The organism is Chryseobacterium sp. UYP7 (genome assembly GCF_056279225.1).
The window spans coordinates 214,695-226,985 of sequence record NZ_JBWBQW010000005.1 but is presented as its reverse complement, the minus strand read 5'-3'; the positions used below and the strand labels follow the sequence as shown (position 1 = coordinate 226,985).

Here is a 12,291-nt window from a genome sequence, read left to right as displayed (position 1 = left end):
CTGAAATGGCAAGAGATCTTAAATTAACAAGAAACATTGGTATCGCTGCTCACATTGATGCAGGGAAGACCACCACTACAGAAAGAATTTTATTTTACACCGGAGTTAATCACAAAATTGGAGAAGTACATGATGGTGCTTCTACGATGGACTGGATGGAGCAGGAAGCAGAAAGAGGGATAACCATTACTTCTGCAGCTACAACTTGTGAATGGAATTTTCCAACAACGCAGGGGAAAGTACTTCCAGAATCTAAATCTTATCACTTTAACATTATTGATACTCCTGGACACGTAGATTTTACGGTTGAGGTAAACAGATCTTTAAGAGTTTTAGATGGTTTGGTATTTTTATTTTCAGCAGTTGATGGGGTAGAGCCACAATCTGAAACCAACTGGAGATTAGCTGATAATTACAACGTAGCGAGACTTGGTTTCGTGAATAAAATGGACCGTCAAGGTGCAGATTTCTTAAATGTTGTTAATCAGGTAAAAGAAATGTTAGGTTCTAATGCAGTTCCTATCGTTTTGCCAATTGGTTCTGAAGAAACATTTAAAGGTGTTGTAGATCTAATTAAAAACAGAGCAATCGTTTGGGATGAAGCAGGACAAGGTGCAACTTACGAAGTAGTGCCAATTCCTGAAGACATGAAAGCGGAAGTTCTGGAATACAGAGAGAAATTAGTAGAAGCTGTTGCAGATTACGATGATACTTTGATGGAGAAATTCTTCGAAGATTCGGATTCTATTTCAGAAGAAGAGATCAACGAAGCTTTGAGAAAAGCAACAATTGATTTATCTATTATACCAATGACTTGCGGTTCTTCCTTTAAAAATAAAGGAGTTCAGTTTATGCTGGATGCAGTTTGTAAATATCTTCCTTCTCCAATGGATAAAGATGATATCGTAGGAACAAATCCTGATACTGAATTAGAAGTTACAAGAAAACCTAGTGTTACAGAACCTTTTGCAGCATTAGCGTTTAAAATTGCAACCGATCCTTTCGTAGGTAGATTGGCATTTTTTAGAGCTTACTCCGGAAGATTAGATGCAGGTTCTTATGTATTAAACACAAGATCTGGTAACAAAGAAAGAATTTCCCGTATCTATCAGATGCATGCTAACAAGCAGAATCCTGTAGAATATATTGAAGCAGGTGATATTGGTGCAGCTGTTGGATTTAAATCCATCAAAACCGGTGATACACTTTGTGATGAAAAACATCCAATTGTTTTAGAATCGATGAACTTCCCTGATCCCGTTATCGGTATCGCGGTAGAACCAAAAACTAAAGCAGATCAGGATAAAATGGGTAACGCTTTGGCTAAATTAGCGGAAGAAGATCCTACTTTCCAGGTTAAAACCGACGAGGCTTCTGGTCAAACAATCATTTCAGGAATGGGTGAACTTCACTTAGATATTCTTGTTGATCGTATGAGAAGAGAATTTAAAGTGGAGGTTAATCAAGGTCAGCCACAAGTTGAATATAAAGAAAATCTTACGCAAACAGCTAATCACAGAGAAGTTTACAAAAAACAATCTGGTGGTCGTGGTAAATTTGCTGATATTGTTTTCACAATTGGACCAGCTACAGATGGCAAACCAGGTTTGGAATTTGTAAATGAGATCAAAGGTGGTAACGTTCCAAAAGAATTTGTACCGGCTGTAGAAAAAGGATTTAAAGAATGTTTGAAAAACGGACCTTTAGCAGGATTCGAAGTAGAAGGTTTCAAAATCGTTTTAAAAGACGGATCTTTCCACCCGGTGGATTCAGATGCACTTTCTTTTGAATTAGCCGCGAAAATCGGTTTTAGAGAAGCTGGTAAAAAAGCAAAACCTGTCATCATGGAACCAATCATGAAAATTGAAGTGGTAACTCCGGAAGAATACATGGGAGACATCGTAGGTGACCTTAACAAAAGAAGGGGAACTATCAATGGAATGGATGATCGTAACAACGCGAAAGTAATTAAAGGATTCGTTCCACTTTCAGAAATGTTTGGTTATGTAACTACTCTTAGAACGCTTTCTTCAGGTAGAGCAACATCTTCAATGGAATTCGAAAGATACGAAGCAGCACCTCAAAATGTCGCTGAAGCTGTAATCGAAAAAGCAAGAGGTTAATATTTAAATTAGATTAAAATGTCACAAAGAATCAGAATAAAATTAAAATCTTACGATTACAATTTGGTAGACAAATCTGCTGAAAAGATCGTAAGAACGGTTAAAGCAACCGGCGCTATCGTGAATGGCCCGATTCCTTTGCCAACAAATAAGAGAATCTTCACTGTGTTGAGATCTCCCCACGTAAACAAAAAAGCAAGAGAGCAATTTCAGTTATCTGCACATAAGAGATTGATGGATATTTATTCATCTTCTTCTAAAACGGTAGATGCGTTAATGAAATTAGAACTTCCTTCAGGAGTTGACGTAGAAATTAAAGTATGATGATGAAGTTAGAAGATGGAGGATTGAAGTCTGAAGTTTTTTAATATCATTTTACTCCATATAAATCCCTTTTCGAAAGATCAGGGATTTTTTACTTTGTCAAAGTTAAAATCTTTGACAAAATTTATTCAAGCTAATTCGTAGATATGTGCAAATCTTTGAAATTCGTTTGCAAAACTTATAAGAAGCAACAAAATCTGCCCTATTTTCCACAACACGTCGCGCTGTCCACTATATCTTTTTTATTGGGCACTTCGACTTTGCTCAGTGTACGATAAAAAAGGATGCCGTTTCCATCGCGGCTAGAATAAAGGGCAATTTATTATTTAATAGAATTCCAATCCTTCAAGGATTTAAAATCTTTGAAGTATTCTAAAAGCGATCCACCCTTTTAGCCTTCCAAAGGCTGAAAGGATTTTAAAAAGTAAGTTATCTTTGAAAGTACCATCTTAACAATTCCAAACCAAAGAAGGTTAAATCCAAAATATTTCCCGAAATTTAGTCCTATGAACAAATTCTTTCTTCTCTATTTTGTCTTCATCACCATATTCACTGCTCTCATTTTTAGATTCGATAAATTGAAGGCTAAAAAAAACCAACCCCGAATCTCCGAAAATACCTTATTTTTTCTCACTTTGATAGGTGGAACAGTCGGCACAATTTTAGGAATGATGACGTTTCACCACAAAACTTCCAAAAAAAGTTTCATCCTTAAAATTTCCTTTTTGATTCTGTTTCAGATTTTGATCTTATATTTACTTTTTAAAAATTATCAATGAAAAAGAATTTCATTCTTTGCTTTTTCCCAATATTTTTTGCTGCCCAAACCCATCGCTTCATCTATGAATATCATTTCAAAACTGATTCTACCGCCGTCGAATACGAGAAAAGCAATATGACTTTAGATAGTAGTCCGAATGAAGTGAAATTTTACGACTTTGAATATGCGGAAAATGATTCTTTAAATAAGATAAGAAACTACACCAACAATATCTGGAATGAAACTCCTGCGATCATTAGAAAAAGAAATTCCAGTGAAAATATAAATTTCGAGTTGCTGAATGATTATTTTAAATATGTTTCTACCGATCCCATCAACTGGAAATTGAGTTCTGAAACCAAAAAAGTGGGTCAGTACAATTTACAGAAAGCCACCTGTGATTTCGGTGGCAGAAAATGGATCGCTTATTTCAATCCGGAAATTCCGCTTAACGAAGGGCCTTATAAATTTCGGGGTTTGCCCGGTTTGATTTTTGAAATTGTAGATTCGCAAAAGCAGTTCAGCTTTAAACTTCTTAAAAGCTACCAATTAAAAGCAACCTACGATACATCTGGTTTTTTAGAATCAGCAATCAATAAAAAACCTTTGTTGGTTAATCTGAAAACATTAAATAAGCTGAAACTAGATTTTTACAATGATCCATTTCACGAGGTCAGTAAATCTTTCGTTTACAATCCCGACGAGAAGATCCAGTTAATGGGCACAAGAATTACTTCCAAAGATCAGATCAAAGAAGCAACGATTAAATATCAAAAATATCTTCGCGATAATAACAATCCGATCGAAATCGACAAAGCCATAAAATATCCGAAATAAAAAAAAGGAATCGCATTGATTCCTTTTTTGTTTAATTTCTCTTCATGAAGTAATCATAATAGGAACAACTCGTTTGCAAAGCTTTTGAAGTTTGCGTTTGGCCGTAATTTTTCTTCAACTCCGCAAAATAGGTTCTGTATTTTGTATTTTTTGTTTCGTTTAAAGATTTCATGTATTCGTCCTCTTTTCTGGAATATTCGGGATCATCGTAATTAACTTCATGATGATCGTTCGCTTCATACTGGTAATATTTGCCCTGTTCTGCACTGGCCATTTGAAACAAAATTCGGGCTTTCTGTTCAGCGTCATTAGAATTCGAAAGTGCCTTGTTATAAAAGTTGATCGCTAAATCGAAATTATCCGGTTTGATAAAAATATTATTGCTGTAGTTTTTATAATAATATTGAAAAGGACTTTTATTAGATCCAAAATAATATTTCCCGCCATTTGAATTATCAAAATCCATCACAAAAACTTCCCGGTAATATCCGAGCATGGAAGTGTTGTATAACAAATTCCCAATCAATTGGTTTGCTTTTGCACTTTTTTCATCTTTTCCATTTCCGATCTTCTGAAGATCCAGAACTGCCGCAGCCAATTCCAGTTTGGTCACATTTGATTTAACCTGCGGAAATTGGTTCACGAAATCTTCCGCTTTCATGCTTTGATCTTCATCGCTTTGATAACTTTCCCAAACGTTATGTCCGAAAATCAAACCTGAAACATTTCTGTAACCATCATACAAAATGGCGCTGTCTTCATGTTTTTTATAGTCGCCGGTTTCATTATCAAACCGCTCTTTAGGTAAAGGCAATCCCGAAAATTTCTCCCCTTTTTCATAATGTTTTTTAGCATCGACAAAATCGCCTGATCTCATTGCAAAATCACCATAAATAACATTAAAGAAAGCTTCTGGATTTCCAACTTCATTTACATTCTTGGCTATAATTTCTTTCTCGAAATCGGTCTTGTCTTTTTTATTAATAAATTCTTCAAGCTTTTTAGTCAGGTCTAAATTTGGATTATATCGCAAATCGGAAAGTTGATTGTTCATCAAAAATGATTTCGCATCGTCACCCTGAATAAAATAGCGGTTGGCGATTATGTCCCGCAAAAATTCTTTGGTCGACGGACTCGAATATTCTTCATACCCAAAATTCTCTGCCATCGAGTCTGTTTCTATTTTTGGCGCTTTTTCTACTAAAAAATCTTTGTAATCTTTCATCAAATGATCTTCGAACTCGGAGTTGATCTCTGGTTGCGCAACAATATCATTCAACATTTTCATTCTCGTGATCTGAGTTAGATAGTCCGGATTTGTTGTTTTGATCTGGTCTAAAGTTTTCTTGCTCTTTTCGTAATCCTTATTTAGAAAAGAAAGATACGCATCGGTGATCTGCCAGAATTCATCGGGCGATTTCTCTTTTATTTTAGACGTTAACTTTTCAAAATCATTAATGAAATTTTCTGAATTATTTTTACTGCCGTAATATTGGTTTTGGGTATAAAATGGCAATCGGTTTGGATTATTGAGCAACTGATCATCACTTTGCCCGGAACTTTTTGGTGAAGCTTTATCTTCTTTGGATGAAAATAAGTTCGTGAAGAAATTTTTGATCTTTTGCCAAAAACCTACGTCAGTTTTTTCAACTTCTTCTCTTGTGGTATCAGTAGTTTTTAAGTTCGAAGAGTTTTTTACCGACTTTTCCGTATTAGTTGTATTAAAGTAGGTTGGCAAATAACTTCTTTCCAGTTCATTCACACTCCTTGCTGCCAAAACTTTTAGAATGTCTGAATTAGGATCAATGTCGTACATTTTTTCCATCATCGGAATGGGATTACTGAAATCTTCGTAGGCCAAAAGAAAATAAGCCATATTTTTTTCTTCCGGAGTTTTCGCTCTCTTTAATAAATCATCGAACGAAACTGAATCCGAAAGTTTCATCGAAATAAATGCGCTTTCTTTCCTACTCTTGCTGTTCATGAAAACCTGAAAGAAATTCCAGTTCGCGTCCGCCGTCATTTTTAATCCACGTTGCGCTCCGGCTAATTGATCTAAAGCAAGAAAATAAGACGCTGCTTTTAATTGTAAAGGTTCTACGTATTTTTTAAAAGCCTGCGTCGAAGCTTCATAATTACGGTTGTAATGATTAAAACGAACCAATTGATAACCGTAACGTAATTTAATTTCCGGATTTTTGGCTGCATTATAAAGTGAAGTTAGCGCCGAAATTGTTTTTGTATAATCGAGCTTCGTTGCATTTTTTTCATTTTGTTCCGGAGTGTAATAAAAGGAGTCCGGACTTTCGACATAATTAATTCGCATGAAAGGTTCCAGATATTTTGCTTCAATTAAATAGTCGATTGCTTCCGCATATTTTTGATAGGAACCTAATTTTGAAAGTATCGCATTTGTTGAAATTCCTCTCTTAAAAGAATTCAGATCGCTCATCGGCATTTTTTCCACCAAAGTTTGCGTTTCAGAATAACTCAGTGAATTGCCAAAAAACTTTTGCCAGCTTTCGATGTTTTCGTTCGGAATTTCGAAATGTTCGTGGCCGTGAAAACGGTTCGAAAGCGTATGTAAAAAAGGCAGATAGGTTTTGTCTTTAATAATACTCTGCGTAAACAGATTAAAATATTCGTAATCGGGATCGTACCAGGAACATGCCTCAGATTTCGAATACATCAAAAAAAACAGAGCGGTGGACAGAATAATTTTTTTCATACTATAGTTCGTAGTTGTTAACAAATTTACTATCTAAATGATAATACACAACATTGTAATTCCCTAATTTTTTGTCTAAGTAATTTTTGACTTCCTTTAACTGGCCCTCAGAAATTTCTTCGACCTTAATCGTAAAACCTTTATTTAGATAATTTCCGAAATAAAAACCATCTTTTAAGACCTTTACTTTGTTATCAGCTATTTTCTTGAAGTTTGGATTGTCGAGATCTTTTTCAGAAAGTGCATTGATAAGTTTATGTTTACCTAAGTGATTCGTTACAATTCCCCAGGAATAAATCGGGAGTGCAACATCGATATCCAAAGGATAGCGGTTTACCAATTTTAGATAATCTTTTAAAGTCGGTAGATCAAGAATAGAATTTCGAGTAGAGTTTTCTAAAGGTGATGAAGTCGAGTAGCACATCAAGTAAACTTTATGAACCGGCGGAATTCCGGAAAGGCTGCTGTTTTTCACCTGATGTAATCGCAGCGTGCACGTGATCTCTTTTTGGGAGATCTCTTTCAGTTTTACGAGGAAAGCGAAGTATTCTTTATTGGTTCCTGCCGTCCAGTCGCAGTCGATCTGAATTTCGGCGGAAGATTTGAATCCAAATTCCTTTTGCTTTTTCTGAATTAAAGAGGAAACGTTTTTCGCCAGAAAATTTATTTCATCTAAACTAATCCCGTAAAAGACTTCATTTTTAATAAAAACGATGGGAACGATTTGTTTGTCGGTTTCAAAACTTTGATCTTTGGTAAGAACTGCAACGGGTTGAAATTTGCCATTAACCTTTTCAATATCAAAAAATCTGGTGTAGAGATATGGGATATCTGCTTTTTGCAAGGCAGCTTTTTCTGCACCGTTTAAGGTAAGGTTTGTTCGCCAATAATAAAAGGTGTAAGCATGCTTATCTGAATTTTGACAGGAGAACGTAAATGCGAAAAGAAAAATTAAAGTGAATATTTTCATGCAATAAAAGTATAAAAAATTGTAATATGTTAAAAATCAAAATATTTTTACATGTAATATTGTCATTTCAAAAATTCTTCATACATTTGCACACTCAATTTAAGGAAGAAGTGCGCCTATTTCAAAAGTAGAAATCACCGCAACCTTGGTTGGCAATCAGTGAATATAAATAATATATATAAACAATGTCAGGTATTATTGGAAAAAAAATCGGGATGACTTCTCTGTTTGACGAAAACGGCAAAAATATGCCGTGTACCGTTATTCAAGCAGGTCCTTGCTCGGTTTTACAGGTCAGAACCATAGAAAAAGATGGGTACAAAGCTGCTCAACTTGGTTTCGATGACAAGAGTGAAAAGAACGTTGGTAAAGCGTTAATCGGCCATTTTAAAAAGGCTGGTTCTACTCCTAAAGCTAAATTGGTAGAATTCTATCATGCTTTCGTAGAAAAGTTAAGCGTAGGAGATGAAGTGAAAGTAGATCTGTTTGCTCAGGGCGAATATGTAGATGTTACCGGAACTTCAAAAGGTAAAGGTTTCCAAGGGGTTGTAAAAAGACACAACTTTGCGGGGGTAATGCAAGCAACTCACGGACAGCATAACCGATTAAGAGCCCCGGGTTCTATTGGTGCAGGTTCCGATCCATCCAGAGTATTCAAAGGAATGCGTATGGCTGGTAGAATGGGTGGTAAGCAAGTTACTGTACAAAACCTTCAAGTGTTAAGAGTGGATCAAGAACAAAATCTTTTAGTAGTAAAAGGAGCTGTTCCGGGAGCAAAAAATTCTTATGTAATTATTAGAAAATGGAATTAGTAGTACTTAATACATCAGGAAAAGAAACCGGAAGAAAAGTAACTCTAGACGAAGCGATCTTCGGTATAGAGCCAAATCAGCACGCGGTTTACTTAGAAGTAAAGCAATATCTTGCCGCTCAGCGTCAGGGTACTCATAAATCAAAAGAAAGAAGCGAAATTACTGGTTCAACTAAAAAGTTGAAAAAGCAAAAAGGTTCAGGTTCTGCAAGATATGGTGATATTAAATCCCCAGTTTTCAGAGGTGGAGGTCGTATTTTCGGTCCAAAACCAAGAGACTACCGTTTCAAACTGAACAAAGCTTTAAAAAGATTAGCTAAAAAATCTGTGCTTTCTCAAAAAATGAGAGACAATTCTATTATGGTATTAGAAAGTTTCAATTTTGATGCTCCTAAAACCAAAGAATTTATCAATTTGAATACAGCATTAGGTTTCGAAGGTAAAAAAGCTTTATACATTTTGCCAGAAGCGAACAAGAATGCTTATTTGTCATCAAGAAACTTAGCGAAAACTAAAGTTTTGACTTATAACGAAATTAGTTCTTATGACTTAGTTCATGCAGGCGAGATCGTATTTTTAGAAGGTGCTATCGAGAAATTTCAAGAAAATTTAAAGAAATAAATCATGTCTATTATTATTAAACCCATCATCTCAGAAAAAGCAAACTATCTTACTGATCTAAGAGGCGCTTATTCTTTCTTGGTTAATCCTAAGGCGAATAAAATCCAGGTTAGAAAAGCGATAGAAGTACTTTACGGTGTGAAAGTTTCAGAAGTAAGAACTATGATTTACGCTCCGAAAGTTTCTTCGAAAAACACCAAAAAAGGATTGCAGGTTGGTAAAACCAGCAAATTGAAAAAAGCGATCGTTACCCTTGCAGAAGGAGAAGTGATCGATATTTTCGCTACAGCTTAGGTTTAACCTTCGCTTTATAAATACTATTTTATTAATTATAAATAATTGTAATGTCTGTTAGAAAATTAAAACCTATCACCCCGGGACAGAGATTCAGAGTTGTAAATAACTTTGAGGAAATTACTACCAACAAACCAGAGAAATCTCTAACCGTTGGATTAAGTAAGTCAGGTGGTCGTAACAATACTGGTAAAATGACCATGCGTTACACCGGAGGTGGACACAAGAAAAAATACAGAATTATCGACTTCAAAAGAAATAAATTCGATGTTGAAGCTACGGTAAAATCTGTGGAGTACGATCCAAACAGAACTGCATTCATCGCTTTACTAGAGTACACAGACGGAGAGAAGAGATACATCATCGCTCCAAACGGTATTAAAGTAGACATGACTGTAATTTCTGCAGAAACCGCAGAGCCAAACGTTGGTAATGCAATGAAGTTGAAAAACATTCCTTTGGGAACTGTTGTTTCTTGTATCGAATTGAGACCTGGTCAAGGTGCAATTATGGCAAGAAGTGCAGGTTCATCGGCACAGTTAACTTCAAGAGACGGTAAATACGCCATTGTTAAATTACCTTCAGGAGAATCCAGAATGATCCTTACTGAATGTATGGCAATGATCGGATCTGTTTCTAACTCTGATCACCAGCTTACCGTTTCCGGTAAAGCAGGTAGAAGCAGATGGTTAGGAAGAAGACCTAGAACAAGACCAGTAGTAATGAACCCTGTAGATCACCCAATGGGAGGTGGTGAAGGTAAATCTTCTGGAGGTCACCCAAGATCTAGAAACGGTATGCCGGCAAAAGGTTACAAAACAAGAAAGAAAAACAAAGCGTCTAACCGATTCATTATATCTAAAAGAAAATAATTATGGCAAGATCACTTAAAAAAGGACCTTTCATTGCTCACACTTTAGATAAAAAGGTTCAGGCAAATATAGAGTCCAGTAAAAAAACAGTTATTAAAACTTGGTCCAGAGCATCTATGATCTCCCCGGACTTCGTAGGACAAACTATCGCAGTACACAACGGGAAATCATTTATCCCTGTTTATGTAACTGAGAACATGGTTGGTCACAAGTTAGGCGAATTTTCTCCGACAAGATCTTTTAGAGGTCACGGTGGTAACAAAAATAAAGGAGGTAGATAATCATGGGATCAAGAAAAAGAGAAAGTGCTTTGGCACGTAAAATAGCAAACCAGGATGTAGCGAAAGCTTTGCATAACGATTGCCCGTCTTCCCCAAGAAAGATGAGATTAGTTGTAGATATCATTAGAGGAGTTGAAGTTGATAAAGCTTTGGCAATTCTTAAATTTTCGAAAAAAGAAGCTTCTAACAAGTTAGAAAAAGTTTTACTTTCAGCAATGGCCAACTGGCAGTTGAAAAATGAAGGTGCGGATATTGAGGAAGCAAATTTAATCGTAAAAGAAATTATGGTTGATAGTGCAAGACAATTGAAGAGACTAAGACCAGCGCCACAAGGTAGAGGTCATAGAATCAGAAAAAGATCAAACCACATTACATTAATTTTAGGTAACAAAGAAACTAAATAATCAAGGTATGGGACAAAAAACAAATCCAATAGGCAACAGATTAGGAATCATCAGAGGATGGGATTCTAACTGGTATGGCGGAAAAGATTATGGTGACAGACTTGCTGAAGACTATAAGATCCGAAGATACCTTGAAGCTCGTTTATCAAAAGGAGGAATTTCAAGAATTTATATTGAAAGAACTTTAAAACTGGTTACAATTACAATTACTACAGCAAGACCCGGTTTAATCATCGGTAAAGGTGGGCAGGAAGTTGATAAATTAAAAGAAGAATTGAAAAAATTGACGGATAAAGACATCCAGATCAATATTTTCGAAATCAAAAGACCTGAACTTGACGCGGTTTTAGTTGCAGACAGCATCGCAAAACAAATCGAGAACAGAATATCTTATAGAAGAGCAGTTAAAATGTCGATCCAAAGTACCATGAGAATGGGAGCTGAAGGAATCAAAGTTCAAATCTCTGGTAGATTAAACGGAGCGGAGATGGCAAGAAGCGAATCTTTTAAAGACGGTAGAATTCCTTTGTCAACATTTAGAGCAGATATCGATTATCATATTGGTGAAGCTTTAACGCAGTACGGTAAATTAGGAGTAAAAGTTTGGATTATGAAAGGCGAAGTTTACGGTAAACGTGATCTTTCCCCACTAGTAGGACAACAGAAAAAAGCACCTGCCGGAAGAGGAGACAGAAACGACAGAAATGATCGTGGAGACCGACCAGACAGAAGACCAAGAGATAGAAAATAATTATAAAAATTTTAGAGGACAGTTTTAAATGACCGTTACTTTTTTAAAATCTAAATTCTAAAATCTAAAATTTAAGAAATTATGTTACAACCAAAAAGAACCAAATTCCGTAAAGTTCACAAGATGAAAATGAAGGGGATTGCTCAAAGAGGCAGTCAACTTGCTTACGGAACTTTCGGGATCAAAGCCAATGAAGGTGCTTGGATTACTGCAAGACAAATTGAAGCAGCGCGTATCGCAGCTACAAGATATATGAAAAGAGAAGGTCAGTTATGGATCAAAATTTTTCCGGATAAGCCGATTACTAAAAAACCAGCCGAAGTACGGATGGGAAAAGGTAAAGGTGCTGTGGAATATTGGGTATCTGTAGTGAAACCCGGTAAAATAATGTTCGAAGTAGGAGGTGTTTCTTACGAAGTAGCAAAAGAAGCTTTGCGTCTTGCTGCTCAAAAACTTCCTGTAACTACAAGATTTGTAGTGGCGAATGATTTTGTTCAACCTCAATAATCTGAATT

General features: G+C 35.9%; 14 protein-coding genes. 12 read left to right on the top strand and 2 right to left on the bottom strand.

What is annotated here, in order from left to right:
• Nucleotides 1–5 precede the first annotated feature (5 nt).
• The 4 genes from fusA (at nt 6) to ACZ9HT_RS12030 (ending at nt 4,044) form a co-directional block, all read left to right on the top strand.
• Nucleotides 6–2,123 (top strand): elongation factor G, encoded by a 2,118-nt coding sequence (gene fusA / locus ACZ9HT_RS12045; RefSeq protein WP_476040726.1) that lies wholly within the window; start codon nt 6–8, stop codon nt 2,121–2,123.
• Nucleotides 2,124–2,141: 18 nt separating this feature from the next.
• Nucleotides 2,142–2,447, top strand: coding sequence for a 30S ribosomal protein S10 (rpsJ, locus tag ACZ9HT_RS12040; protein WP_039349183.1), 306 nt, complete (start codon nt 2,142–2,144; stop codon nt 2,445–2,447).
• Between the two features lie 506 nt (nt 2,448–2,953).
• The gene (locus ACZ9HT_RS12035) at nt 2,954–3,226 is read left to right on the top strand and encodes a DUF1294 domain-containing protein (protein ID WP_476040725.1); all 273 of its coding nucleotides are present in this window, start codon (nt 2,954–2,956) and stop codon (nt 3,224–3,226) included.
• Nucleotides 3,223–4,044 (top strand): GLPGLI family protein, encoded by an 822-nt coding sequence (locus ACZ9HT_RS12030; protein ID WP_476040724.1) that lies wholly within the window; start codon nt 3,223–3,225, stop codon nt 4,042–4,044. The genes ACZ9HT_RS12035 and ACZ9HT_RS12030 overlap by 4 nt, the downstream gene beginning before the upstream one ends.
• A 31-nt stretch (nt 4,045–4,075) precedes the next feature.
• On the opposite strand, the gene ACZ9HT_RS12025 is transcribed toward ACZ9HT_RS12030, so the two are convergent.
• A complete protein-coding gene (locus tag ACZ9HT_RS12025; RefSeq protein ID WP_476040723.1) occupies nt 4,076–6,772 on the bottom strand; it encodes a hypothetical protein in 2,697 nt (898 codons plus the stop codon).
• A gap of 1 nt (nt 6,773) precedes the next feature.
• Nucleotides 6,774–7,742, bottom strand: coding sequence for a hypothetical protein (locus ACZ9HT_RS12020; protein WP_476040722.1), 969 nt, complete (start codon nt 7,740–7,742; stop codon nt 6,774–6,776).
• 185 nt (nt 7,743–7,927) lie between these two features.
• Here ACZ9HT_RS12020 and rplC point away from each other — a divergent pair, with 185 nt between their 5' ends.
• The 8 genes from rplC (at nt 7,928) to rplP (ending at nt 12,283) form a co-directional block, all read left to right on the top strand.
• Nucleotides 7,928–8,554, top strand: coding sequence for a 50S ribosomal protein L3 (gene rplC, locus ACZ9HT_RS12015; RefSeq protein WP_196080587.1), 627 nt, complete (start codon nt 7,928–7,930; stop codon nt 8,552–8,554).
• On the top strand, nt 8,545–9,174 hold the full coding sequence (rplD, locus tag ACZ9HT_RS12010; RefSeq protein ID WP_476040721.1) for a 50S ribosomal protein L4: 630 nt from the start codon (nt 8,545–8,547) through the stop codon (nt 9,172–9,174). Before rplC ends, rplD begins: the two co-directional genes overlap by 10 nt.
• 3 nt (nt 9,175–9,177) lie before the next feature.
• Complete coding sequence (rplW, locus tag ACZ9HT_RS12005) at nt 9,178–9,468, top strand: 50S ribosomal protein L23 (protein ID WP_476040720.1); 291 nt, start codon at nt 9,178–9,180, stop codon at nt 9,466–9,468.
• A gap of 50 nt (nt 9,469–9,518) precedes the next feature.
• On the top strand, nt 9,519–10,340 hold the full coding sequence (rplB, locus tag ACZ9HT_RS12000) for a 50S ribosomal protein L2 (RefSeq protein ID WP_476040719.1): 822 nt from the start codon (nt 9,519–9,521) through the stop codon (nt 10,338–10,340).
• A 2-nt stretch (nt 10,341–10,342) separates the two neighbouring features.
• Entirely contained in the window at nt 10,343–10,621 is a 279-nt protein-coding gene (gene rpsS, locus ACZ9HT_RS11995; RefSeq protein WP_039349160.1) for a 30S ribosomal protein S19, read from the top strand.
• A gap of 2 nt (nt 10,622–10,623) precedes the next feature.
• Nucleotides 10,624–11,025, top strand: coding sequence for a 50S ribosomal protein L22 (gene rplV / locus ACZ9HT_RS11990; RefSeq protein WP_476040718.1), 402 nt, complete (start codon nt 10,624–10,626; stop codon nt 11,023–11,025).
• 7 nt (nt 11,026–11,032) lie between these two features.
• Nucleotides 11,033–11,776: a 30S ribosomal protein S3 gene (gene rpsC / locus ACZ9HT_RS11985; RefSeq protein ID WP_476040717.1), complete on the top strand. Its 744-nt coding sequence runs from the start codon at nt 11,033–11,035 to the stop codon at nt 11,774–11,776.
• An 81-nt stretch (nt 11,777–11,857) separates the two neighbouring features.
• The gene (rplP, locus tag ACZ9HT_RS11980; RefSeq protein WP_476040716.1) at nt 11,858–12,283 is read left to right on the top strand and encodes a 50S ribosomal protein L16; all 426 of its coding nucleotides are present in this window, start codon (nt 11,858–11,860) and stop codon (nt 12,281–12,283) included.
• Nucleotides 12,284–12,291: the final 8 nt, after the last annotated feature.